The following is a 24510-nucleotide window of genomic DNA, read 5'->3' as shown; positions in this document are numbered from 1 at the left end:
AGGTGACGGAAAAAGGCGTCGTTGAGGGACGACTCGGCGACCGGTGTGATCGCGAGCTGTGTGTGGCTGTGAGCTGTGTGGCTGTGAGCTATGTGGTCGTGAGCTGTGTGTGGCCGTGAGAGATGTAGGTGGTGACTCGGGCGGCGCCCGGAACTGATCGGTCAGGCTTGACGGAGGTCCTCCATGGTCACTGCGGCGCCCGGCAGGGCGGAACGGGCCGGGGCCCGCAGTCCGTCCAGGAACAGCTGAAGATGACGGTGTACGAAGGAATCGGCGCTGAAGCACGCCGTACCGGCCGGGGGCCGGCTGAGCTGGGCCACGGCGACCATCAGGTCGCCGACGCCGACGTCGGGGCGGAGCTGGCCGGCCGCCTTGGCGCGGTCCATGACCTCCTGGAGAATCCGCTCCACGCGCTCGCGCGCCGCTTCCAGGTCGGGGTGGTTCTTGTCGAACGTGCTCAAGACCATCGGACACAGCGCGCTGATCCGCTCGTCGGCGGAGGTGTGCGCGAAGCGCTCCAGGGCCTCGAACGCGTCCCCGGTCTCCGCGAGCGCGCGCTCGCCCGCCGCGCCCGTACGGTCCAGTACGGAGCAGACGACCTCGCGCACGAGCGCGTCGCGGTCCGGGAAGTTGCGGTACACCGTGGCGTTGCCCACGCCGGCCCGACGGGCGATCTCGTCGAGCGGCACCTCGGGGCCGTGCTCGACGAACATCTCCCGGGCGGCGGTGACGATCCGCTCCCGGTTGCGCAGGGCGTCGGCACGGGGCCGGGGCGCCTTGCGCGGTGCGGGGGTGGCGGTCTGCACGGCGTACTCCTGGGTGGTCTGGGTGTGGTGATGCGATCCGGGGAGACGCTCCCCGTTTCAGTCGGACACATGGCTAAACGGGGACTGGGTCCCCGGTATTTCCCCCAACCGGGGCTTTGATTTGTGACCTGCCTCACAAAACCGACGGGGTCGCTGCTGCCGCTACTGACGGGAAACCCACGATCGGTCTCCTCCAACGCGCGCCCCCACCCTCCGTGACACAGGGTGATCGCAAGGGCGCAGCCGGAGACCGGAGGCTGCCGTGGCGCGGGAGGTCCCTTGCAGGTCCCTTGCATGCAGCCGCAGCCCCTGCGACACCGGCCAGACGGCTCGGGGCCGCCCGGCCGCCGGATACCCGGGCGGCGTCTCGCCGCTCTCGTCTGTGTGACCACCCTGACCTTCACGGTCAGCACCTCGGCCGGCACGGGCCACCTCGCTCCGGGCGCCACAACGGCCGGAGCCGGCCCGATCTCCCTGTCCCGCACCTCCGCGCACGCCCCCTGCATGATCCGCGGCGCCCGCGAGGTCCAGATGTCCGAGGGCATCCCCACCACCGACGGCTACGCCCGCTCCACCGGCACCGTCCGCGCCCTCACTCTGATGATCGACTTCTCGGACGCACCCGGCGAGGGCAAAGCCCTGGACCGCTACCGGGAGTTCTTCCCGCAGACCCGGCACTGGTTCCGCACCAGTTCCTACGGCCGCCTCGACTACCGCCCCGAGACCCCGATCCCGGAGTGGCTGCGGATGCCGAAGTCCTTCCACGAGTACGGCATAGAGCGCGGCTCCCCCTTCGACCCCGGCTACCGCACGCTGGTCCAGGACCTCGTGGCCGCGGCCGACCCGAAGGTGGACTTCCGCGAGTACGACCTGCTGAACGTACTGATCACCCCGAACGCGGGCCCCTCCGCTCTCGACACCGTCCTCTCGGTCACCTTCGCCGGCAACCCCGAGGCCCCGAGGGCCGACGGCATACCCGTGGCCAACGCCTCCTTCGTCTACTCCCGCCAGGACGACGGCTCCGGGTCCTACGGCCGCACCGGCTACCGCGTCCTCCCCCACGAGAACGGCCACGTCTTCGGCCTGCCCGACCTCTACACCGCGGAGGGCGGGGGCGCGGTCGGCCACTGGGACATCATGAGCGAGGACTGGGGCGCCAACAACGACCTCCTCGGCTGGCACAAGTGGAAGCTGGGCTGGCTGGACGCCGCGCAGGTGCACTGCGCTGCGAGCCCCGGCACCACGGAGTACACCCTGACGCCGCTGGCCCGCGCGGGCGGCTCCAAGCTGGTCGTCGTGCCCCTGGACAGCAGAACCGGCTACGCCGTCGAACTGCGCACCCGCGCCGGCAACGACGAGTCGGTGTGCCGCCCGGGCGTCCTGATCTACAAGGTCGACGCCGAGGTGGACACGGGCATGGGCCCGGTCACGGTCTACGACTCCCTCCGCGACAGCGGCGGCTGCACGCGCGCGCCGAACGTCCACGCGGAGCTGTCCGACGCGCCGTTCGGGCCCGGGGAGACGTTCAGGGATCCGCGGAGGGGCGTCGTGATCAAGGTGGCGGGGGCGGATCTGGCCGGGGACTACCGGGTGCGGGTGACGCGGGGGTAGGCAACGGCCGGCGAGGAGGAGGGAGGGGAAGAGGTCGCGGCCGGCACCGGGGCGATCAGCACACAACCATGGGGCCGATTCCGGATTACGGTAGGCCTGCCGCCTTACGGTAGGCCTGCCGCGACCGCCGTACCGGAGAGCCGATGCCAGCGAAGCCCACGAACGACGCCCGCGAGGGGGCGACCCCACGGGCCGGCGGGACCGGGGCGACCCCACCGGCCGGCGGAAAGACGGGGATACCCGACGAGGCGGTCACGCCGCTGATCCGCGGCATCGCGGTCCTGCGGGAGCTGACCGAGGCGGACGGCACGCTGAGCCTCAGCGCCCTGGAGCGGGCCACCGGCCTGGCCCGTTCCACGGTCGACCGCATCACGGCCACGCTCGCCCGCATGGACTACGTCCGCGTGGACGGCAGGGACGTGCACCTGGCCCCCCGCCTGATGGAGCTGGGCAACGCCTACCTCTCCGCCCTGCGCCTCCCCGCCCTCCTCTCCGCCCGAGCCGACGCCCTGGCCGACGAACTGGACGAGTCGGTCTCCCTCGCGGTCGCCGACCGCGACGGCATCCGCTTCATCCACCAGGCGACCCGCCGCCGCGCGATGTCCCTGAGCTTCCGCATCGGCGACCTGCTCCCCGCCGAACGCACCGCTCCGGGCCCGCTGTTCGCGACGGAGTGGACGGACACCGACTGGCAACACTGGCGGGACCGCAGGGCTTCGGACCCGAGGGACCTGTCTTTCACGGCCGTACCGCCGCGCAAGTACGGAGCGGACGAGCGAGACGACGAGGCCTTCGTCAACCGCACGGAAGAGGCGGCAGCGAACGGCTGGGCCCTGGACGACCAGCTGATCGAACCGGGCCTGGTGGCGGTCTCGGTACCTGTCCGGTCTCCACACACGGGAGACCGCCGAAGGATCACCTGTGTGGCGAGCGTGGTCAGCCACACGAGCCGGCACACAGCACACCACCTGCGCACGACCCTGCTGCCGAGGTTGCGCTCGGCGGTGACGGAGATGGAACGCGAACTGCGCCGCACGCCACCCCCGGAGCCCGGCCCGCCCCCCTCGAACCTGGCGCTCTGGACGGGCGCGTCCAAGCAGCGGCTGGGCCGCGACTTCATCGAATCCCTGGCCCGGGGCCTGACGGTCCTCACGGCGTTCGGCGAGGGCAGGCCGGAGCTGACCCTCACGGAGGTGGCACAGGCGACGGGCCTGGCCCGGGCGACGGCCCGCCGCGCACTGATCACCTACGAACACCTGGACCTGGTGACCACCCCGAGCCCCCGTACCTTCACCCTGACCCCCCGGGTCCTCTCCCTGGGCTTCCCACCCCTCTCCCGCAGGTCCCTCCCCGAGATCGCCCAGCCCCACCTGTCCGACCTGGCGTCCCGCATCCACGAGTCGACGTCGCTGGCGGTGCTTTCGGACTCGGGCAAGGAGATCCAGTACACGGCCAAGGTGTCGACGGGCCGGGTGATGAGCGTGAACATCACGGTGGGCACGCGCCGGCCGGCATACGCGACGGCACTGGGACGAGTCCTGCTGGCGGACACACACAGGGACCACGGACGGCTCGGTGACGAACAGACACCGTCCCGCTCCCGCACCCTGGCCTCGGTCCACTCCCAGGGCTACGCCCTGGTCGACGAGGAACTGGAAGAGGGCCTCCGCTCCGTCGCGGTCCCGATCCGCGACCGGTCCGGAAGGGTGGTGGCCGCCCTGAACACGGCGATGCACGCGAGCCGCCACACCCCGCGGGAGTGCGTAACGGACCTGCTCCCCGATCTGACGTCGACAGCCACCCGCATCGAGTCGGACCTCCACACCGCCGGCCGCTTCACCCACGTTCCCCTGACCTGACCCCCACACCCACCCGACCCGTATCCGGTACGCTGACGCCTGTGGTCCTCCCAGACCACAGGCACGCCGCTGCTTGCGTCCGATGCCACCGCCTTCGTGGAAGCCTCTCTCTCCCCCCGCCCACGCCTCTTGGCCGCACAGCGCCACGGTTGAGCCTTCCGCTCCACGACTGTCGCTTTCCTCCGCTCCGGCGCCTCTCAGGGGGCGCCGAGCCGGCCATTGCCGGACTCTCGTCGCAGGCGGTCCGCCGCCCGCCGCCGACGGCAGGACAGCCCGGCTGCAGCTCAGGTCACCACACTCCCGGTCAAGCCCGCCCCGGCCCGGGTCGGCCTGTAGTGCGCAGGCACCAGGACTGGTGAGCGGCCGGTCCTGGCACCAGGGCAAGACGGCCGCAGGGGGCGATGTCCGGAGTGATCAGCAGGTGACGACTTCCTTTGGTGCCCCGGCGGGATGGGGAAGCATCCCGCCGGGGGTTGCTCATCGCGGTGGCCTCAGAACTTGTGGTGGAGGGCCACGGCCAGCTGGGCGTCGATGGCCGACAGCGTCGTGAGGTAACCGTTCCCGATGCGGAAACGGGGGGCGGCGTGGTTGTGGAGCGCGTTCTGGGCGGCCCTGGAGAGGTCGCTCCAGTCGTTCTCGAAGTCCAGGCCCGTCACGTCGATCATGCTTCCGCCCGAGTTCGACCCGTTGCTGCTGATCGTCGACGACTCTCCGGGGTAGTAACTGTGGCCGCCCCTGATCGCCTGGCTGACGCGATAGGAGATGAAGTCGGCGCGGGCACCTTCCGCGAGGGCCTGGGTGAGGATCAGCAGGGCCCGTGCCTGGTCCCGGCCGGCCGCCGTGTAGTGCCGGCCGTCCAGGTCGCTGATCGCGCCCTGGATGGTGCGCAGAGAGATGCCCAGGCTGCCCCGGCTGATGTTGCCTGCGGCCCCCTCCATGTTGTTGTAGTTGAGCCAGTTCAGATTGCGCACCCTGGCCTCGGCGAAGGTCTCGGGCCCGTGGCCCAGCCGGTAGTACGTGTTCGTTTGGTGGTTGCGCCAGCCGACGATGTACAGGTTCTTCGCGTTGAAGATCAGGGTGACCTGGCTGCGGCCCATGGCCAGGGTGACCGGGAAGTAGTCGTCCCGGTTCCGGGTGAGAATGATGTTGCCGTAGAGCCGGGTGCCCCCGAGCCGTCTGCGGATGTCGTTGATGAGGGCGTCGTACCGGCGGGCCAGGTCCGAGTGGACGCCGGTCGTCATGTCGTAGCTCATGCCCTCGGTCGGTGTGGAGTCGCTGACCAGTTGGGCCTCGTGCCCGAACGATGTGTGGTGCGTCTCGGTGAGTCCGCTCATGCCGGTGACGGCCAGGGCGCCGACGAGTGCTGCCGGCACGACGGCCGAGGTACGAAGCCTGCGGAGGACCTGAAATCGGGACATTGCGCTGTTCTCCCCGTGCTGGGTGTGCCGGATACCGGCCTTTCCCCACCGACGTTCGCAACCGGAACCTTGATTGGCACGTCCCTTTTGTCAGGTCAATCAATCCTGTGGGCGAAAGGGGATTGATTGACTTCACATGCCGCAACACCTGCACGCCACCCGTGGGCAACCTGGGCGTTGTCGGGCGTCTTGTGTGTTCATCACGCTCAATGTCGCTTTCGCCTGGCTGTACGGAGGTATGCGCATGGGGCGCCCGGAAAGACCGCTGGACCCGACGGCCGGCCCCGTGCCGCGGCTCGCGCACGAGCTCCGGGAGCTGCGCCGGACGGCCGGTGGCCCGTCCTACCGGGCCATGGCCAGGACGGCGGGGTTCTCGGCCACGACGTTGTCCCAGGCCGCGGCCGGCGAACGGCTGCCGTCGCTCGCCGTCGTCCAGGGGTATGTGCGGGCCTGTGGAGGAGACCCGGCCGAGTGGGAGTCCCGGTGGAAGGCGGCTCAGGCGGAGGCTGCGGGCACCGCGCGCGAGGACGACGAGGACGCGGTGCCGCCGTATCGCGGACTGGCGCGGTTCGAGCCCGGCGACCGGGCGCTGTTCTTCGGCCGGGACCGGCTGGTGGAGGAGTTGCAGGAGCTGGTGTGCGAGCACCGTTTCGCGGTGGTGTTCGGCGCGTCCGGCAGCGGGAAGTCCTCGCTGCTGCGGGCCGGACTCATCCCCCGCCTGAGGGAGAAGATCCTGGAGCTGGGCTCCCCGGCAGTCCTGCGGATCCTCACCCCGGGGCCCCGGCCCGCCTCCGAGTACGGCCACCTGCTGGCCCCGGCGCAGGACGAGCCGGAGAGCTGGGTGGTGGTGGACCAGTTCGAGGAGGTCTTCACCCTCTGCCGGGACCGGGAGGAGCGGGCGCGCTTCATCGACCTGCTGCTGGCCGCCCGGAAGCCGGACAACCGACTCCGGGTGCTCATCGCCGTACGCGCCGACTTCTACGCCCGCTGCGCCGAGCACCGCGACCTGGCGGACGCCCTGCGCGGCGCCGGCCTGCTGGTCGGCCCGATGACCGCGGACGAGCTGCGGGAGGCGGTGGTCAAGCCCGCACAGGCGGTCGGGCTCCTGGTCGAGCGGGAGCTGACCGCGCGGCTCGTCGAGGAGGTGCTCGACGAGCCCGGCGGACTGCCGATGCTGTCGCACGCCCTGCTGGAGACCTGGCGCCGCCGCAAGGGCAGGATGCTGACGCTGACCGCGTACGAGGCGGTCGGTGGAGTGCGCGGTGCGATCGCGGCCAGCGCCGAGGAGGTGTTCGGGCAGCTGTCGGCGGCACAGGCCCACACCGCCCGCCGCCTGCTGCTGCGGCTCGTCGAACCCGGACAGGGCACCCCCGACACCCGCCGCCCGCTCTCCCGGTCCGAACTGGAGGAGTGGGGGGACCCCGACGTGCCGCCGGTGGTGGAGCGGCTGTCCGGCGCCCGCCTGCTGACCGTCGACGAGGAAGCCGTCCACCTCACCCACGAGGCCCTGCTCACCTCCTGGCCCCGGCTGCACGGCTGGATCGAGGAGGACCGCGAGCGGCTGCGCCACCACCGGAAGCTGACCGACGCCGCCCGCACGTGGCTGGAGCACGACCGCGACCCCGGCGCCCTGTACCGGGGCACCCGGCTGGCCCGCGCGGAGGAGCTGTTTCCCGACCACGAGCGGGACCCCGCACTGACCGCGGCGGAACGGGCGTTCCTCACCGCCACGCTCGACGTCCGCGATGCGGAAGCACGGGCCGCCGCCCGCTCCACACGCCGGGCACGGGCCGCGGTGGGCGTGCTGTCGGCCGTCCTCGTGGTGGCGCTGGTCGCCGGTCTGGCCGCCTGGACACAGCGCCGGGACAACCAGCACCGGCGCACCGACGACGTGGCCCGCCGGATCGCCGACGTCGCGGACGCCCTGCGCACGACCGAACCTCGCGTCGCGCAGCTCCTGGGCGTCGCCGCGTGGCGGGTGGCCCGCCTGCCGGAGACCCGGCGGGCCCTGCTGGGCTCACTTGGCCAGCCGGAACTGGACACCTTCAGCGATCACGCGCCGGGCGACAGCGCCTCCCGCTACCTGACGGACTCGGGTCGCACGTTGCTCAGCGTCGAGGGCCGTACCTGGCGGACCTGGGACGTGGCACGGCACCGGCGGATCGCCTCGGGACGGTTGCCGGTGGGCGGGCTGGTGCTCGGGGCGAGTCCGGACGGCCGGCTGCTGGCGGTCCACGCGGACGACGGCGTACGGCTGTGGGACACGGCCGTCGGACGGTGGAGCGGTGACCGGCTTCCGGCGTCGTCCCTCGTGGACTTCGCCGGGAGCAGCTACACCGTGAGCGACGCGGACGACTTCCGGGTGCAGGTGCGTTCGAACGCGGACGGCAGGCTGCTGTTCGAGACGCAGTCGGCGACCGTGGTCCCCAGCGCGGACGGCCGACTGGTCGCGTTCTGTCATGCCGGTGACGGGCTGCGGGTGCGGGACCTGCGAAGCGGGCGCACGGTGCCCGGGCGCTGGGAGCATGGCGGCGAGGTCTGCGGCGACGAGCGGGCACAGCTGGTGCTCGGCGACGGGAAGCGGCTCGCCGCCGTGAACGGCACCCGCGTGCGCGTCTTCGACGTCCGGACGGGGCGGCAGCTGGCCGACCTGCACGACGCGGGGGTGAAGCTGGCCGCCTTCAGCAAGGACGGGAACTTCCTGGCGACCGCCGACGGGGAGGAGCTCAGGGTGTGGCGGCTGGGCGCCGACGCCCCGGTGTTCCGGCACTCCCTCAACAACCAGCATCTGTACGGCGCTCTGGCCTGGGACCCGGCGCACCCGGTGCTGCGGTATCTGGAGGGCGGCACGGTGCACTCGCTGGACGTCGCGACGGCCGTGACCTCCCCCTGGCAGGACCGGCCACTGGACAGGGTGCTGATCAGCCCGGACGGCCGTACCGTCGCCACCGCCCGGCGCACCGGCGACCGCTACGGCTTCGAACTGCGCGACACCCGCGACGGGCGGCTGCTGCGGACGCTGCCGTCCCCGCCGCTCCCCGTCTCCCGCGACCCTTCCCGGCCGGTGGACGCCGAGCAGACCCTTGCCCTGCTGGCCTTCGGCCCCGACGGCACGTCGCTCGCGTACGGTGTCTCGGCCCCGGGCAGCGAGGCGTCCGCGCAGCGGATCACGATCTGGGACGTCACGCGGGGACGGGCCCGCACGACGCTGGATCTGGCGCCGGGCGGGCCGGCCGGAGCGGTGATCACGCTCGCCCTGGGCCCGGACGCCCGCACGCTCCACGCCGCCCGCACCCTGGCCGAAGGCACGCTGAGCAACGAGGTCTGGGACACCGCGCACCACCGCAGGACGGCGGTCCTCCCGGCGCTGTCCAGCCACCACCTCGCCGTCCGCCCCGACGGCGGGCTCCTGGTCGGCGACAACCGTTCGGCGGCCCTGCCCGGCGGCAAGGTCGCCGGACAGGACCTCGTCCAGGGCGAAGAGCTCGGCGCCCTCGCCTTCTCCCCCGACGGTTCGCGGCTGGCGGCGGGGGACCAGACGGGCCGGGTGGCGCTGTGGGACGGGACGCTGCGACAGCGGGCGGGAGTCCTGCCGAGCGTCTTCCCCACACTCCCGGAGGGCATCTCCGACTCACTCCTCGGCGACACCTCGGAGGCCGTCAGCGCCCTCGCCGTCAGCCCTGACGGCAGCACGCTGGCGGCGGGCGGCGAGGCGGGGACTCTCCAGCTGTGGGACATCGCCACGCAGCAGCCGCTCGGCGGTCCGCTGACGACACCGGGCGAGTCGATCGACACGGTGGCGTTCGCCAAGGACAGCTCCACGGTGTACGCGGGGAGCGCGCACGTACCCCTCCAGCGCTACACGATCCACCCGTCGAAGGCCGTCGAGTCGGTGTGCGCGCGAGCGGGCGGCGGCGACCTCACTCGGGCGCAGTGGCAGACGTACGCGCGTGACGTGCCGTATCGCGAGGTGTGCGACGACTGACCCGTCCGGCATTGATTTCCCTGGTCAGAGGCGATTGATTGACCTGATGGAAAGGCTGGCCGATCAACCCCCCGAGCCCTGACGATCGACCCGTCGCTGCCCCGGTCCGACTCCCCCCTCGGCCGGGGCAGTGGCCGACCCGACCAGCGGGTCGAGGAATCCGACGGGAGAACCACCCATGAAGATCCGGAAGACCGGCCGCCGCCGGACGGCCGTGCTGACATCGGCCCTCGCCCTGGCGCTGATTCCCCTCTCCACGGGCACGGCCAGCGCCAACACCAGCCCTGGCTGGGGCGACGACAAACCCGACGTGATCTGGGGCTGCAACAACGGCAAGGCCAACCTGTGCCAGTACCACGAGGTCAACGCGTGGACCCAGCTGGGCAAGCGGCGTCAGGTCGGCAACCCGGTGTACAACTGCGCGGGCAGCAGGGACCTGGGCTTCGACCTCGCCTTCAGGACCGACCGCAGCACCTCGTACTCCTTCCAGCAGGAGACGAAGGTGGAGGTCAAGGCCGGCTTCTCGGACGTGCTCGAAGGGGGCATGTCCGCCAGCCTGTCGCAGACTGAGAAGTGGGAGGTCGGCAGGACCACCAGCGCCGGCACCACGCTCAAGGGCGTCATCCCGCCCCATATGGCGGGCGGGTACTGGTTCGCGCCGTACTGGCGGAAATCCCAGGGGTGGCTGGAGGTCCACTACGGCAAGCGCAAGCACGACCACTACTTCTGGTACTACCCCGGCAAGGGCTCCACGGGTGTCCGGATCGCGACGCCGGTGATGAACTCGGACGGCTCGATGAAGGGCAAGTGGTACTGGGCGACCTGGAAGTGCTGACCCGGCCGGATCCGTGATTCACATCCCCGAGCACCTCCAGCAGTCCCCGAGCACACCCGCACCCACCGGCTCGTCTACCCCTACCGCAGCGACGCCGAGTCGGACCGCTCCCAGCTCGACGCCTCACAGTGGAACGGGCGCCTGCTCCTCACCCTCGGTTTCGTCCTCGCCCGAAGAGGGGTCACCTTGCTGAGCCCCACCGCCTGAGCACCCCACCGCCGACCCACCAACACCAGCGCCCGCCCGAGTCCCGATCCGGTACCCTGTGGATCGAGCGCCTCGGCGGGCGCTGCGGCATGTCAACAGGCCCAGCCTGTCCACGCCACAGCGGTCACCTCCAGGACGCTCAGGGCTTGACAGACAGACCTGGCCACGGACACTTCACCGAGTTCCGTGCAAGGTTTCGCACAAGTCCCGCCTTCGTAGCTCAGGGGATAGAGCACCGCTCTCCTAAAGCGGGTGTCGCAGGTTCGAATCCTGCCGGGGGCACAGAGAGAAGGGCCAGCTCAGGAAGGGTTTCCTCCCGGGCTGGCCCTTCGTCGTTTCAGGTGCCGTGCCACACGCGTGCCACTACGTCCGCTCGGCGTCCCCTCCGGGGGAACCTGAAGCCACTCCCCCGCCGCCCCGGATCATGGCCCCAAGGCGGTCCGCGATGGCCCTGTCCCGGTCGCTGGTCATGTGCTGATAGATCAGCGCGGCTCGGGAGCTACTGTGCCCCATCCGCGTCATCAGCTCCCGGGTGCTGGCCCCGGCCGTGGAGGCGAGCGTGTTGCCCGTGTGCCGTAGGTCGTGAAAGTGCAGTTCGGCCGTGACGCCAGCTGCCTTCCGGGCCGTGACCCAGTCGTCGCGGAAGTTGCTGCGACGCAACTGCCCACCCTGCGGCCCGACGAAGACGTGACCCTCACGACCGGGAGCGGCGAAGTGCTCCAAGTGCTGCGTGACCGCGTCGAGCAGTTCGGCCGGGAAGGAGACGGTGCGCACCCCGGCAGCGGACTTCGGCGCCTTGTCGAAGAGCCGACCGTCCTGCAGCTCGGTCTGAGCGCGGCGCACGGTGACAGTCAGCCCTTCCAGGTCGATGTCCCGGCGCCGCAGGGCCGCCAGCTCCCCGAACCGCAGCGTGGTGAAGGCCGCCAGAAGCACGAGCAGCCGGTAGCGCGGCGCCATCGAGTCGGCCACGGCGAAGACCTCTGCCACCGTGAGGACAGGCCGTTCGGGCACGTCGTAGCGATCCGCGCCCTTGATGCGGCACGGGTTGCGCCGGATCAGCTCGTCATCCACGGCAGTGTTCATCAGGGCGCGCAGCAGTTGGCACGCCTTGACCACCGTCGGCTCACCGAGGCCGGCCGCAAGGAGCTTGCCGCGCCAGCCGCGCACCCGGGCTGTCGTCACGTCGGCCACACTCCCGGCTCCGAAGGTCGGCAGAATGTGCAGCCGCATCACCGATTCGTTCCGCTCACGGGTACGGTCGGCAAGCTTCCGGTCCCGCAGCCACGCGGTGGCGTATTCCTCGAAGTTCACCGCCCCGGCGTCCGGGTCCGACCACTGCCCCCGTGCTACGTCCGACTCGATGTGCGTCAGAGCGACTTGGGCATCTGTCTTGGACGCGTAGGTCTTCTCTGCCGGACGCAGTTGCCCCGTCTCTGGGTCGCGATAGCGGACCTGCCAACGACCGGACGGAAGCTGCCTGACCGAACCGAAGCTCCGGCGCCTGCCTCTCTTGTTGGCCATCAGGCAGCCCTCCGCAGGGAGCCGCGCCGCTGACCGATCGGCTGCACCGTGTTGGCGTCGATGAAGTCCTTGAGCGCGCCTTCAGGGATGCGGACGTGCCGACCAACCTTGACGAACGCGATGCGTCGCTCGGCGACCAGGCGGCGCGGGAAACGCTCGGTGGTGCCGAGGAGTTCGGCTACCTGCGCGACAGTGAGGTAGCGGTCAACCACGGGTGGGCTCTCCTTCCGTTCCGGGGGCGGGTTCGAGGGATGCGGCAAGCCAGGCTTCGGCGTCCGAGAGGCCGGTCCCGGCGAAGGCCCAGTGCGAGAGCACGTACGTCGTCTCGGGCTCGGGGCCGTTGGCTGCCGCGGCTTGGGCGCGACGCCATTCGGCGCGGGCGTCGCGGAGGGCGCCGAGGGTGGTGGAGTAGCGGCGGGACTTGGTGGAGAAGTGGCCGCGGAAGCCGAGCATGTGGGCCCAGGCACGCAGGCGGAGGTGTTCGAGGTCCTTGCGTGCACCGAGGAACCAGGCGGTGCGGATCAGGCGGCGGGCGTGGTCGCTGATGTCGAGCTGGGCGAGTTCGGCGGCGAACTTGAGTGGGCGGTCGAGAGCTCCCGTCGCGGTCTCGGCGCCCTTGGTGGCGTACTTGGCGATGTAGGCGGCGACGGCCCGTTCGGTGAGCTCCTGGCCGTCGTTGAAGTCGGCCGAGCGGATGGTGCGGACGTCGAGTTGGCGGCCGAAGGTGAAGGTGTGGGTGCGGCCGTCGATGACCGGGCCGTCCACTCGGACCTTGGCGGCGGCAGCGCGGATGGCGTCAGTGAGCAGTTCGGCCGTGGCCCACGTAGGGGGTGAGGTGTGGCCGCCGCTGGGGCCGTCGATTCGGATGACGGCGTGGAAGTGGACGGCTCCGCGCTTCTGGTATTCGGCGACCTTGGCGAAGCTCACGCGGGCGTGCTCGCGGAAGCGCCGCTGGGACAGGCCTGCGCGCTTGGCGACCTCTCGGCGCAGGTAGGTGGAGAAGCGCCGCCAGAGCGGCCCGGCGTGGGCGTTCCAGAGCACGGCGGCTTCGTAGTCGTAGGTGTCCGGGTCGAGTGCGGTGCCGAGTACGTCGTCGTCCTGGTCGTGGTGGGTGCCGCAGCGGCAGGGGCGCCCGCTGGAGGGGCGGTTGTGGACCGGGCCGAAGCTCGGCGCGGTGAAGGCGGCGAACACGCGAGGGTGCGTGGCGACGTGCTCGGGGGTGCCCTTGCCGCCGCGCAGGCCGGAGGTGATCAGGTGGAAGGTGTCGCGGCGGTAGACCTCGGCGCAGGCGGCGCAGCGGGTCGTGCGGCGCTTGTTGCAGCGGACGAGGAGCTGTCCGGCCGGGACGCTGGACGAGTCGAGGCGGTGGAGGACGTTGCCGATCTCGCCGGTCGTGGTGTCGACGTCGTACTCGGTGCGGTGGCCGTCGAGGCGGATCGGATGGGTGCAGCCGCCGAGTCCGGAGAGTTGGCGGAGGATACCCGGCAGCGTGCCCTGCGCGGCAGGTTCGCGAGTTCCGGAAGTGGTGCCGGAGTGGTGCGGGTGAAGATGGCGTTCCCCTTCTGACTTGCTGGGTCGGGAGGAGCAGGCCCCGGGGCGGCGAAATGCTTGGTCGTGTGCCGCCGCCCCGGAGGCCAGCGCGGTTCAGCGGCGGTGGTGGTCGCGGAGCATGGAGCGCAGGACGACGGCGGCCACGGCAACGGAGATGGCCGTGACGGCCACGGCGGCCAGAAGCGCGGTGAGGACGACCCCGCCGATGACCAGGGCCACGACGGTTTTCTGATTGATGGAGACCGACGGGAGCGAGCGCCGTACGGGTGCCGTCTCGGTCGGGGTGTGAGTGTGTGCAGGCGGCGGGGTCGGGCTGTCGGGGTACTTCGGGAGGAACACAGGCCACGTCTTCTTATCTACTCGTCTAGGCATGTGAGCCGTTTATGACGGTCACGCCGGAGCGCGTGCCGGACTCGATGACGGGTGCGAGGAAGGTGCGGGAGAGCCAGAAGCCGAAGAGGGCAATCAGGACGACGATCCAGACGCGGACGCCGAGGAACCTGACTGCTCCCCAGGCGAAGAAGCCGAGGACGACGACAAGCGGAAGGCTGACGGTCACGGGTCGGGAATCCTTTCAGCGCACGGGGCAGCGGTGGGTGCGGGCAGCCAGCTCGGCGGCAGCGCGGCTGTCGTAGTCGGCGGAGAAGCCGCAGCGCGGGGCGGTGCAGGCGGCGGTGTGTTTCTCACGGCCGCGACCGTCGTAGGACGTGCCGACCTGGACGGGGCCGATGCGGCTGACGTGGCGGAAGCGCTTCGGCGCGGGCATGGTCAGTCCTCCTGTCGCGGGCTGGGGCGGGGGAAGTCGCGCAGGATCCGGGCGGCTTCCTCCGGATCCTGCGTGCGGTCGGCGGCTTCCTCGGCGAGGAGCCGGGCGAGCGCAGACCGGCCACTGACGGCCATCTCGCGGGCCGCCGCGAGGTAGTCGGCGGCCGTGTTGAAGCAGAAGAGCGGCATGATCTCCCTTTGCTGGTCAGGTGAGTTGAGCGGCGATGGCTTCGGCCATGGGCGGCGGGACACCGAGGCGGGCGCGCAGGGTCGGGGTGTCGATGGCCGTTCCAGTGCGGGTGCGGTGGTCGGCGGCGACTTTGCGGGCGTGCTCGACCAGGGCGGCCGGAACAGCGACCGGCGGAGGGGCCAACGGTGGGGCCGGTGCCGGTTCGGCCGCCGGTGGCGTCGGGGGGTCTGGCGTGGGATCGGGCATGTTCTCTTGGTCCTCGATGCCATCGAGTTCCTGTTGGTCTACGGCGTCAGTGGTCGCATCGTGCGCTGTCGGAGGCGAGTGGACCAGGAGGGTTCCGCCGTGGAAGGCGACCGCGGGCCAGCCCGCCACGAGGATGCGCAGCCAGGCCGGTACGTGATCCAGGTCGAGCAGGCCGGCGGTGGCGACGTTCGCGCCCAGGGACGCGGCGAGTGCGATCAGGAACCAGCACCACCCGGCCGCTTTCGCCTCTCCGGAGCGCAGTCGGCGCCAGGCGGCGACGAGCAGCAGGTCAACGCTGATCGGGTAGGCCCACGCCTTCCACCCGTCCTGCCCGGCCGCCGAGGCGACATCGTGCAGGTGGGCGAAGGACAACGCGGCGGCGATGACCGCCTGAACGAGCACCGCATCGACACGGGCCAGGTGGGCACGCATGCTGCGGCTCCTTCCGAATTCGGGCATGGGAGGGGTAGGGACATGGCGTGAGGCGGTCACGCCGACCGAGGTTGGGGGCGCGGTCAGTCGGCCACCGGCCGGGGCCGCACGGCCGGGCCCGGTGTCTCGGCGGGCCGTACGAGCACGCCGGGCCGGAAGGGCTTGAGCGCGGGCAGGTCGGGAACCAGGTGGGCCGACTCGCGACAGGCCTCGGCAGCGTCGCCCAGCGACAGGTACGGCGTGCGGATGCGTGACCAGCCGCCGGAGGTGTCACCTGCCACGGCGAGGCCGGGCCGTTCGGGAGCAATGGCGCAGGCCGCCGTGACCGCTTCGGGTGCGATGTCGCCGAGCGCCATCTTCGCGGAGGCTTCGTCGTTGACGCGGTGGCAGACGCGACCGGTCAACTGGGCTCGCAGCATGGTGGCGCCCTTGCCCAGCTCGGCGCCGAAGCGCTGCCCGCAGACCTCCAGGTAGATGCCGGCCGCGCGGCCGAGTTGGGCGAGCCGGATGAGCTGGGTGACCATCTCGTCGCGCCGTTCCTCGTCCTTCCTGGTGGCGACGAGGAACAGTTCAGCGACCTCGTCCACGAACAGTACGAGGGGGACGGGCCGTTCGGACTCGGGCAGTCCCCAGATGTCGGAGGTGATCTCTTCGGCCGGAGTGTTCGGGGCGATGCCTTGCCGGGCCTTGATCAGGTCGTATCGGTCCTCCATTTCCCTCACGAGCACGGGCAACAGCTCGGATGCCTGCTCCGGTTCGGTCGCCAGCGCGGAGAGGCGGGAGGCGAACGGCGCCAGCTCCACACCGCGCTTGCAGTCGATCCCGACCAGGGCGACCGGCTGAGGGGCGAGTCCGGCGATCAGGTGCCGCAGATACATGGACTTTCCCGACAGCGTTGCGCCGAGGGTGAGTTGGTGGGGCACGGCCCGGTAGTCGCGTACGAAGGGCATGGCGTCCTGCCGTAGGGCCACCGGCACCTGAAGGAACCCGGCGTCCACCTTGCGCGGCATCCGCACTCGCCGCAGCACGTCGAAGCCGACTAGCCGCAGCTCAACCACACCGGGCTTGACCGTGGTCACGTACACGGCGTGAACGCCCCAGGCATGCCGCAGCCGTTCGGCCGAGGCGGCGACGTCGGCGGGTTCCTGCCCCGGAGCGAGCCGGAGCCGGAGCCGGAGCCCGGTCGAGGTGGGCCGGATGATGCCGCGACGCGGTGGTACGGGCCGGACCTCTCGGCGGGTGGTGGCCTTGACCGCCAGCATGCGCAGCCGGGACGGAGCAACGGTGAGGCCGCAGGCCTCCATGACCGAGCCGTAGGAGCTGAGTAGCCGGGCGGTGGATATCGGCAGGCCGACCGTGGACCAGTACACCCCGGGGTGCTTGGCCCGGGCGTAGGCGGCCCCGCCGCCGAGTGCGGCGACAGGACCACCCACCTCCAGGAGTGTCGTCAGGTCGGTCATCAGGCAGCGGCCCCGGTGGTGGCCGGGAAGGCGGCCGGTGTCACGGCGGCGGCGCGGTAGGCGATGCCGTGGCGCTGCTGCCCGTTGAAGACGCTCTCCCACGGCCGGGCCACCAGACCCGGCAGCGAGACCGGAGCCCCGAGCGTCAGCCCCTCGGACACTCCGCTCTCCGGAACGGTGACCTTGATCAGCGACGACTCGCCGTCTTCCAGGTAGACGACGCCGAGCGTCATCAGGGCCTCTCCGCTGGTGGCGTCCTTGGCGATCTCGCCCGTCTGCCGGTCGCGGACCTTGGGCTCGGGCGCCTCGGTCAGCAGGATCGTTGCGGCGGAGGTCTCTACACGGATGGTGCGCAAGACTTCTTCCCATCTACTCGTCTATACAAGATGCGACGTTCGAACCCGATCTCCGGGAACGGTAACCACCTTGCCACACAACTTGCCCACTCGTCTATACGAGTAAGCGTGTTGGGGTGTACGAGTTCGGAGAAGCCTCCCCGCGCACCACCGCCGGTCAGGCGCTCACGTCGCCGGGAGCTGGTACGACAGGACGTACGCGTCGGCCGCCATGACCGTGTCGCAGACCTCCACGGCCCGCCCCTCCTGGTCGAACGCGGTCCGGATCAGGTGAATGACCGGCACGCCGGAGGCCAGCCGCAGCGTCCGGACCTCATCGGGTGAGGGCATCCGGGCACGAATCTCTTCCTCGAAGTGGTCGAGGCGGTGCCCCAGCTCCTCAAGCCGGGCGTAGATGCCGCCGGGCCCGGGGTTGGGCTCGGCGATCGGCGTACCGCGCGCGATGTCGAGCGGCAGGTACGAGGTGGCGAACTCCACCGGCCGCCCGTCCAGCAGATACCGGCGACGCCGGGCCAGCACTCGCCGCACGGACCCGAGCCGGGTGGAGACGTCCTGGCTGGCCTTCTCTTCCTTGACCTCCAGGCTGTCCACCTGCGGGTGACTGCCGGCGGCGTCGGCCTCCACGATGAACGCGGACTTCCCCTGCTCGCGGTGGCGCCGGGCGAACCGGTCGGAGGCGAGCCGCCGGACAGGCGGGCGTGGTCGCACGAAGACGCCCTTGCCGTGCTCGGCGTGCACCAGGCCCTCGCCCTGGAGGACGGAGAAGGAGTTTCGAACCGTCATACGGGAAACCCCGTAATGCTCGACAAGTTCGGCCTCGGAGGGCAGCTTTTCGCCCTCCTTGAATCGCCCACGGTCGATGGCCTCGCGCAGCTGGTCGGCGATCTGCCGGAAGACCGCACGATCGCTCGTGGGGTCGAGATCGCCGAGGAGGCCGGAGGAAAGAGAGGGCACGTGTACTCCTTTAGGTATCTAGACGAGTGGGCGAGCTTTGTTGCTACGGTGGAGAGCCTAGCCAGCCGAGAGGGCAGAGGAACGTGAGCACCGACCGTCCGCACTCCGTGAGCGTCGCCGGAGTCATCGTCGACGACCAGGATCGCGCCCTCTTGATCAAACGCCGCGACAACGGCCACTGGGAACCCCCGGGCGGAGTCCTCGAACGCGAGGAAACCATCCCCGAGGCCCTCCAGCGCGAAGTTCTCGAAGAAACCGGCATCAAGATCGCGCTTCCCGCGACCCTGACCGGCATCTACAAGAACATGAAGGGCTTGATCGTCTCTATGGTCTTCCGCTGTGAAGCCGCCGACGGCACGCCCACCACCGGGGACGAGACCCGCGCACTGCGCTGGGCCACCCGCGAAGAAGTCATCGAACTCGCCGACGAGGCATACGCGATCCGCGTCCTGGACGCACTCGACGCGGTATCCCCGCCGGCCATCCGCGCCCACGACGGCGTGAAACTCGTCTAGCCCGAACCCGCTGCACATGGCGGCCTACCAGCACGAAGGAACTTGTATGCACGAGTATACGAGCACCGCCCGGGTCTGGGGACTCACTTGCCCAGGTTTTCCGGAAGAGGTCAGCCGGGCTCGCCGCTGGACGCGGGACATCCTGCGGGGATCTCCCCTGGCCGATGACGCCGAGTTGATCGTGAGCGAGCTGAGTGCGAACGCGATCCTCCACACGGCGAGCGGCGGGCTGGGCAGCTTCCACCTGGCCCTCGCGGTCTCCCCCAAGGTCGTCGCCCTGTCAGTCACCGACGAGGGAGGAACGGGCACCGCCCCGAAGGTCGAGCAGCCAAGCGAGGACGCGGTACACGGCCGCGGCTTGGGCATGGTCAGCGTCATCGCACACCGGGTCGTCGTCCACGGCAGCCACAGCGGCTACACCGTCACCGCCGAACTCTTCACGGACACCCGGCCCGGAGGACACCCGTGCTGATGGACAAGCCCCAGCGGGGATTCTGGTGCGAATGCTGGACGCAAGACCTCAACGACGAGGCAGGGAGGCCGGCACTCCGGGCATCCTTCGACGCCTACTCAGCACCGCAAGCTGACAGATGGGTAGCGGTCGCCCTGCGCACCATCTCACCAGCACTCGACCCGGACGCCTCCGACGAAGCCTGGGCATGGCTCTACGACGGCCGCATCGACACGCGACGAGCCCTCTTACGCATGGAACCCTGCACGGTCTCTGTGACCCACGCCAGCACCCGCATCACATGGACGATTCGGCCAGTGGTCTTCCTGCCGTTGGCCCACCGTCAAGGTGTCGAACTCCCGGCCTGCGCATACGACTTCACCGCCCACGCCACGGTGTCTAGTCCCAGGTGATGCTTGACGTTCTGGTCCCAGCTGATGCTTGACGGTGGGCCTAGACACGCCCACGCCACGGACTGAGTTACAACTTTCTCTACTGGTTCAAGGCGGCTCGCTCCGCTCACCGCGCGCGGCCCGGCCCCCGGCCGGGCCTGCGCTCCTGTCTCCGCCCCGCTCCAGCCCGGCCGGCGCCCATGCCGCGCGCATACAGACTGCCGCTCGGCCAACAGGAGAGGCGCTTCCTGACTGAGTGCTCCATGGCTCGATCTAGCCCCAATGTGAGTACCCCGATGCAGCAGACAATGAACCCATTCATTCACATTGCGGTCAAAAATGAGTAGAGCGCGACACACCCTCGAAGCTGTAGACAGAAGCGCAAGCCGTGTAAGAGAATGTGCGCCACATCACATTCAATCTGGGGGATCAAGGGTGAATTCACCGAAACTAATCGAGGTGTCAGTTACAGGGCTACTAGGACGCTTCAATCACACCATTCCTTTTGCCCAGAGCGACGAGTTCGTAATCCTTTACGGACCTAACGGAATTGGCAAAACACGACTCCTGGAACTTATCAGTAATACTTTTTCAGCTCGTGTGGCACGAATTGCACGCACCCCATTTGATACTGCTATCTTCAAGTTCGAGGACGGCACTCGCCTCACATTAGAGAACCCGTCTACCAAATATCTGTTTGAAAAGGTGGATCAGCCGGATCACGCCCTCAGGGTTTTCTTTGAGGGATCCAGCGGCGAAAATGAGGAATGGTTCTATTCGCGTGAGAAAAGCCCGACATCGCCAGTTCGTTGGACACGCTTGATTGATCAGTATACCCCGGCTACGTACGTTGGAAGTTCCCGCTGGCTTGACCCGGAAACAGGCGAGGCGGTTACTCGACAAGAGATTATTGAGAGGTACGGCCACCTAATCCCTCCGGAACTCATGCCTTATCCCCCCTTTCCGGAAACGATCAAATCTTTCCTTAAGAGCTCAGACGTTCACCTAATCGAAACCCAGCGTCTGCTAACGCGCGTCGCCCAAACGCGTGATCGGGCGCGCGCAGAGACTGCAAACAAGGTTACCGTTCAAGAGTTCTCAGAAGATTTCTCTCGCAGAATGCGAGAGGCATTGGCTCAGAATTCTCGAACCTCCCAAGAGCTGGATAGGACATTCCCACGCCGTCTACTTTCTGCTGGATCTCCTCCTCCTGCTGCAACGGAAGAAGCGATCCGGATCAGGTATGACGAGCAGAGTCGCCTACGTAGTAGGCTCGCTGAAATTTCTCTGCTGCAAGGTTCTTCGGACCTACCGCTTCCCAATAAGAAACTTGACTCCTCTCAGCGACTTGTCCTTTGGACTTACCTAGATGACTCAGAACGGAAGCTCGCCACTTTCGAAGACCTTCTCCGTCGCGTACAACTCTTCAGAGATATCGTCAATTCACGCTTCCAATTCAAGCAGCTCCTTTTGAATCGAAATGGATTCAATTTCATCACAGATCTTGGGCAAGACATTCCAGCCCAAGCCCTCTCGTCAGGAGAGCAACACGAGCTAGTTCTAGCGTACGACCTCCTATTCAACGTCGCAGAAGGTGGCCTAGTCCTCATCGATGAGCCAGAGATCTCCCTACATGTCGCCTGGCAGCAGGAATTTCTGAACGACATCGCCAAAATTGCAAACACGGCTTCATTGCGCTTTATTGTGGCTACTCACTCGCCGCAGATTATCCACAAGTGGCGAAGTCGTGCAGTCGCACTTGGGGCAAACGCTTGAGTTACAACCTCGGGGGAGGATGCTAGATGCTTGATCTGTTGACAGCCGATGACGTACTTTCTCACGTGATGATGTTAGCAGCCACCAATGACCTGCTTTATATACTGGTAGAAGGTTCAACGGACTGCAGCGTTATCGACCCTCACATAAATACGGATGCGTGCGACACCCTTCCAAGTGGAGGAAAGTCGGTCGTTCTAGGAGCGGTTGCCTTAGCTCACAAAGAAGGATTCGATCGCCTAGCAGCCGTCGTAGATCGAGATTGGTCTGACATCCTTTATGCGCGACCCGATCACGATAACGTCTTCTGTACAGACTACTACGATATCGATGCCACAGTCTTCTTTCAGGAGCAGAATGTTCTGGGAATCGCGGCAAGTTTTGCAGATCGTTCCCTATTAAGGACGCATATCTCTAACTCGCGCTTCGATTCTCTGCAAGAGATGGTCACGCAGCTCGCCTTTCCAATCGGAATTCTACGCTACATCTCCGTAAAAAACCGCCTAGAACTTAACTTGAGAGACTTCCCGATCTCTGTCGTTCTGAATACAGAAGGCAATGGAGTCGAATTCGACTCCTTGATTGATCTAACAGTCAAGCGTTCCCCTGCGGCCAAAGTAACCCGAGCGGAACTTATCCGACACTACCGCGAGGCGGAGAAAACCGCTAATGAAGACAGGAAATACTGTTCCGGGCATGATCTCCTCACGGGTTTGGCGATAATTCTCTACAAGAAATGCGGATCTAAGGCGTCGATAGATGCGATCGCTCGGGCGACTCGAGGTGCCTTTAATTGTTCAGACGTCAAAAGTTCCCCGCTCTTCACAGCCATTAGTGCATGGGGATCAGCACATGGCCGGGAAGTGCTTTCCTGCTTGTAATTCACGGGACAAGTGCAGCTGCTCCGCTCGGCTCCATACAGGCCAGTAGTCGTAGCATGCTCTGGTCGACGGTACTGGCATCGTGGTAGAGGCCGGTGGGGGTACAGCGAGACATACGCACGCCTGGTCGGCCGACGCACCCACCATCATGGCTGACTGTCGTCGGCTGAGGTTCGTGCCACAACCGTGCCAGATGCAGCGGTCAGTCACGGTCAACATCGGTGCCCCGCAGTCGAATAGCCGCTCGCTACCTCGGCCGGCGAATCCGCAGCTCAGGCCCGTGATCGCCCAGCCTCTCTCCTAAAGCGGTGGTCGGCAGTGATCACGCTGGTCATGATGGCTTCGAGGCCGGGCAACACCGCTGGTGACTGGCGTGGTACGACGGCAGTGCACACCTCGGAGGCGGTCAGAGGGAAGGGGGAAGGACCATGGCGGGTGAGATACGTGACTTGCTGTGCTGGCGCGGTCCGGTCTCGGTGAACGTGTTCGTCATCGGCTCTGGCAACACCCCATTGCCGAAGGAGGCTTTTCACCTCGCCGGGATGGTTCCTGACGCCTTCCTGCCGTTCCCTCTGCTGGGGCAACCCGAAGCCATCGAGCGGCTCGGTCTGGTGTCATACGACATCGACTTCGATGACGTCTCGCTCGATCTGCGCGCGTACACGCGAGCAGTGCTTCGGCGTGTCTGCGCAAACACGCGGGCAGTGGCCTGGGCAGCTTTCGAGGGGACGTTCCACTACGACGAACTCCTCACTGACCAGGTGGCCCACCAGGTCTACGGCTACTGCACGACCGGCGCCGAACCGGTGGTCGAGTGGGACACTGCGGCCCTGCGAGGCGAAGAGTGGCGCCGCCGAATTGCCGAGGCCCGAGCGGCTTTGGACGCCCTGCTGTCCGCTTCGGAGATACGAGCCAGGAAGAGCCACACCGACTGAGTGTCTAACTGCGTGACAACGCCGACGAACACCGGCGAACGAGCGCGGACGTCTGCGGACCATCAGCGCAGAAGAGAGCCACTCCACCCCAAGGCGCTGCCCACACCTCAGTTGCTTCGGGACGAAGAGGTCGTGGGTTCAAACCCCGCCCCCCGGTCGGCGGTTCTCAACTGGAACGGGCGACAATCTGTCCAACGACGGAGAAGCGCTGCTCACACTCCGGGCAGGTCGCCTCACCGAAGGCATAAGTCAGGGCGCGCGCGACTTCCTCGTGGCCGTCAGCCAAGGCAAGGTCGTAGAGGCGGCGGCCGAGACCCTCCAGGGCGCGGGGGTCGGCCGGATGGAGCGGAAAGGTTTCGATGTCATCGGAGAGGGCGTAGTCCTCCGCCGCACTGAAGAAGCCCCGCTCTCCGGTGATCACCCACAGCGACGCGCACCCGTCGGGATCCGGGCACTCAAGCTCGTATTCCTCGCTGACGACACCCCAGATCAAGTCCTCCGCCCAGTGGATGTCGCCCTCCAGGTTCAAGGCCGCCTCAACTAGATAGCAGTAGTCGTTCCGGTCGGCGGTGACCTGCCGCCACCTGTTCGCGGCGCCCAGTAGGCGTGTGACTTCCGACGCGTACTGGTGCCGCAGATTTCGGGTCTCGTAGCGCTGGTCGGCCTGGACGAGAAGGGCGCCGGCCAGGTGGAGGGCCGAAGCTGCCAGGTCGGCTTTGTCGGCCTCCGCCATGTCGGCCAGCGTGGGCAGCACCAGCGGATGAGTGACGTCCAGAGAGCCGTTGTGGTAGAGCTCCGTCCAGAGGTCGCTCCAGGCCTGACTGTCCCGCCCCTTGGCGGCACGTTCCAGCAGTGCCCTCAGGCGGTCGGAATCGGCGTCGTCTGCGCGGGGAGCGGGAGAACTCGTCGTCATCTCCGGCATCCAAGCAGACTGCCGCAACCGCACTTCCGTCGACCTGTCGATTGCTGTGGAAGTGTGCCGGTCAGCATGTCCGGTGAGGCTGGGCCACGATCCGTTGCAAGTCTGCCCAGTGCCGGAGCCGTTCCGATGACATCCAACATTGACATCAACGACCACGGACAGCGGTGGCGTCTGGCAATCATGTGCGGCGCCCGTACGCACAGGGGCCGCCATCACGTGGGGCCCTGATCGAACTCCTAAAGCGGGTGTCGCAGGTTCGAATCCTGCCGGGGGCACAGCGCCTGACCAGGCACGGAGCTTCGAGCAGCCCCCTCGGAGTGATCTCCGAGGGGGCTGTTTTCGCGTGTGCGGGGACGTAACGCTAGGCGACGTCCTGGTTACGGGGTTTTCTACCGACCCCACGGGGGCGTCGGCGGCCTCCTGCTCGAACTGGGGCATCAGC

Annotated in this window: 24 protein-coding genes and 1 tRNA gene; 11 read left to right on the top strand and 14 right to left on the bottom strand. The window is 68.2% G+C overall.

What is annotated here, in order from left to right:
* Nucleotides 1-161: 161 nt before the first annotated feature.
* Nucleotides 162-806 (bottom strand): TetR/AcrR family transcriptional regulator, encoded by a 645-nt coding sequence (locus tag ACZ6TU_RS25015; protein WP_467673123.1) that lies wholly within the window; start codon nt 804-806, stop codon nt 162-164.
* Between the two features lie 294 nt (nt 807-1100).
* On the opposite strand from ACZ6TU_RS25015, the gene ACZ6TU_RS25010 reads away from it, so the two are divergent.
* On the top strand, nt 1101-2417 hold the full coding sequence (locus tag ACZ6TU_RS25010; protein WP_467673121.1) for a M6 family metalloprotease domain-containing protein: 1317 nt from the start codon (nt 1101-1103) through the stop codon (nt 2415-2417).
* A 143-nt stretch (nt 2418-2560) separates the two neighbouring features.
* Complete coding sequence (locus ACZ6TU_RS25005; RefSeq protein WP_469551125.1) at nt 2561-4276, top strand: IclR family transcriptional regulator domain-containing protein; 1716 nt, start codon at nt 2561-2563, stop codon at nt 4274-4276.
* Between the two features lie 491 nt (nt 4277-4767).
* Here ACZ6TU_RS25005 and ACZ6TU_RS25000 read toward each other — a convergent pair whose 3' ends face one another.
* Nucleotides 4768-5694: a ribosome-inactivating family protein gene (locus ACZ6TU_RS25000; RefSeq protein WP_469551121.1), complete on the bottom strand. Its 927-nt coding sequence runs from the start codon at nt 5692-5694 to the stop codon at nt 4768-4770.
* A gap of 244 nt (nt 5695-5938) precedes the next feature.
* On the opposite strand from ACZ6TU_RS25000, the gene ACZ6TU_RS24995 reads away from it, so the two are divergent.
* The 3 genes from ACZ6TU_RS24995 (at nt 5939) to ACZ6TU_RS24985 (ending at nt 11003) form a co-directional block, all read left to right on the top strand.
* Nucleotides 5939-9679 (top strand): nSTAND1 domain-containing NTPase, encoded by a 3741-nt coding sequence (locus tag ACZ6TU_RS24995; protein ID WP_469551118.1) that lies wholly within the window; start codon nt 5939-5941, stop codon nt 9677-9679.
* Nucleotides 9680-9857: 178 nt separating this feature from the next.
* Complete coding sequence (locus ACZ6TU_RS24990; protein ID WP_469551116.1) at nt 9858-10514, top strand: hypothetical protein; 657 nt, start codon at nt 9858-9860, stop codon at nt 10512-10514.
* A 416-nt stretch (nt 10515-10930) separates the two neighbouring features.
* Nucleotides 10931-11003: transfer RNA gene (locus ACZ6TU_RS24985), tRNA-Arg, on the top strand.
* Nucleotides 11004-11084: 81 nt separating this feature from the next.
* On the opposite strand, the gene ACZ6TU_RS24980 is transcribed toward ACZ6TU_RS24985, so the two are convergent.
* The 11 genes from ACZ6TU_RS24980 to ACZ6TU_RS24930 all read right to left on the bottom strand — a co-directional run bounded on the left by ACZ6TU_RS24980 (nt 11085) and on the right by ACZ6TU_RS24930 (nt 18196).
* On the bottom strand, nt 11085-12242 hold the full coding sequence (locus ACZ6TU_RS24980; RefSeq protein ID WP_467673111.1) for a tyrosine-type recombinase/integrase: 1158 nt from the start codon (nt 12240-12242) through the stop codon (nt 11085-11087).
* On the bottom strand, nt 12242-12454 hold the full coding sequence (locus tag ACZ6TU_RS24975) for an excisionase family DNA-binding protein (RefSeq protein WP_398669905.1): 213 nt from the start codon (nt 12452-12454) through the stop codon (nt 12242-12244). The genes ACZ6TU_RS24980 and ACZ6TU_RS24975 overlap by 1 nt, the downstream gene beginning before the upstream one ends.
* On the bottom strand, nt 12447-13730 hold the full coding sequence (locus ACZ6TU_RS24970) for a replication initiator (RefSeq protein WP_469551390.1): 1284 nt from the start codon (nt 13728-13730) through the stop codon (nt 12447-12449). Before ACZ6TU_RS24970 ends, ACZ6TU_RS24975 begins: the two co-directional genes overlap by 8 nt.
* A gap of 156 nt (nt 13731-13886) precedes the next feature.
* Entirely contained in the window at nt 13887-14132 is a 246-nt protein-coding gene (locus ACZ6TU_RS24965) for a SpdD protein (RefSeq protein WP_469551112.1), read from the bottom strand.
* 25 nt (nt 14133-14157) lie between these two features.
* Complete coding sequence (locus ACZ6TU_RS24960; RefSeq protein WP_467673107.1) at nt 14158-14352, bottom strand: hypothetical protein; 195 nt, start codon at nt 14350-14352, stop codon at nt 14158-14160.
* A gap of 15 nt (nt 14353-14367) precedes the next feature.
* Nucleotides 14368-14559 (bottom strand): mobile element transfer protein, encoded by a 192-nt coding sequence (locus ACZ6TU_RS24955; RefSeq protein ID WP_102910782.1) that lies wholly within the window; start codon nt 14557-14559, stop codon nt 14368-14370.
* Between the two features lie 2 nt (nt 14560-14561).
* The gene (locus ACZ6TU_RS24950; RefSeq protein WP_469551107.1) at nt 14562-14747 is read right to left on the bottom strand and encodes a hypothetical protein; all 186 of its coding nucleotides are present in this window, start codon (nt 14745-14747) and stop codon (nt 14562-14564) included.
* Nucleotides 14748-14763: 16 nt separating this feature from the next.
* Nucleotides 14764-15426 (bottom strand): DUF2637 domain-containing protein, encoded by a 663-nt coding sequence (locus tag ACZ6TU_RS24945; protein WP_469551105.1) that lies wholly within the window; start codon nt 15424-15426, stop codon nt 14764-14766.
* An 83-nt stretch (nt 15427-15509) separates the two neighbouring features.
* Nucleotides 15510-16886 carry an FtsK/SpoIIIE domain-containing protein gene (locus ACZ6TU_RS24940; protein ID WP_467673102.1) on the bottom strand — a complete coding sequence of 459 codons (1377 nt, stop codon included), beginning with the start codon at nt 16884-16886 and terminating at the stop codon, nt 15510-15512.
* Nucleotides 16886-17242 (bottom strand): SCO3933 family regulatory protein, encoded by a 357-nt coding sequence (locus ACZ6TU_RS24935; protein ID WP_403121117.1) that lies wholly within the window; start codon nt 17240-17242, stop codon nt 16886-16888. The genes ACZ6TU_RS24940 and ACZ6TU_RS24935 overlap by 1 nt, the downstream gene beginning before the upstream one ends.
* Nucleotides 17243-17407: 165 nt before the next feature.
* Nucleotides 17408-18196, bottom strand: coding sequence for a GntR family transcriptional regulator (locus ACZ6TU_RS24930; RefSeq protein WP_020274970.1), 789 nt, complete (start codon nt 18194-18196; stop codon nt 17408-17410).
* A gap of 107 nt (nt 18197-18303) precedes the next feature.
* On the opposite strand from ACZ6TU_RS24930, the gene ACZ6TU_RS24925 reads away from it, so the two are divergent.
* The 6 genes from ACZ6TU_RS24925 (at nt 18304) to ACZ6TU_RS24900 (ending at nt 23146) form a co-directional block, all read left to right on the top strand.
* Nucleotides 18304-18711, top strand: a complete 408-nt coding sequence (locus ACZ6TU_RS24925; RefSeq protein ID WP_030851880.1) for an NUDIX hydrolase — start codon at nt 18304-18306, stop codon at nt 18709-18711.
* A gap of 46 nt (nt 18712-18757) precedes the next feature.
* The gene (locus tag ACZ6TU_RS24920) at nt 18758-19183 is read left to right on the top strand and encodes an ATP-binding protein (protein WP_362225003.1); all 426 of its coding nucleotides are present in this window, start codon (nt 18758-18760) and stop codon (nt 19181-19183) included.
* A complete protein-coding gene (locus tag ACZ6TU_RS24915) occupies nt 19183-19575 on the top strand; it encodes a hypothetical protein (RefSeq protein WP_467673099.1) in 393 nt (130 codons plus the stop codon). The genes ACZ6TU_RS24920 and ACZ6TU_RS24915 overlap by 1 nt, the downstream gene beginning before the upstream one ends.
* A gap of 438 nt (nt 19576-20013) precedes the next feature.
* Nucleotides 20014-21330 carry an AAA family ATPase gene (locus tag ACZ6TU_RS24910; protein WP_469551099.1) on the top strand — a complete coding sequence of 439 codons (1317 nt, stop codon included), beginning with the start codon at nt 20014-20016 and terminating at the stop codon, nt 21328-21330.
* Nucleotides 21331-21356: 26 nt separating this feature from the next.
* The gene (locus ACZ6TU_RS24905; RefSeq protein ID WP_467673095.1) at nt 21357-22211 is read left to right on the top strand and encodes a hypothetical protein; all 855 of its coding nucleotides are present in this window, start codon (nt 21357-21359) and stop codon (nt 22209-22211) included.
* Between the two features lie 428 nt (nt 22212-22639).
* Nucleotides 22640-23146: a hypothetical protein gene (locus tag ACZ6TU_RS24900; RefSeq protein WP_467673093.1), complete on the top strand. Its 507-nt coding sequence runs from the start codon at nt 22640-22642 to the stop codon at nt 23144-23146.
* 166 nt (nt 23147-23312) lie between these two features.
* Here the strand turns inward: ACZ6TU_RS24900 and ACZ6TU_RS24895 are convergent, their stop codons facing one another.
* Nucleotides 23313-24068 carry a hypothetical protein gene (locus tag ACZ6TU_RS24895; protein WP_190054982.1) on the bottom strand — a complete coding sequence of 252 codons (756 nt, stop codon included), beginning with the start codon at nt 24066-24068 and terminating at the stop codon, nt 23313-23315.
* Between the last annotated feature and the right edge of the window lie 442 nt (nt 24069-24510).

The sequence above is a fragment of the Streptomyces sp. NPDC052064 genome, assembly GCF_055585925.1.
The sequence above is the reverse complement of the archived record's forward strand: the minus strand, read 5'-3'. Positions and strand labels throughout refer to the sequence as shown.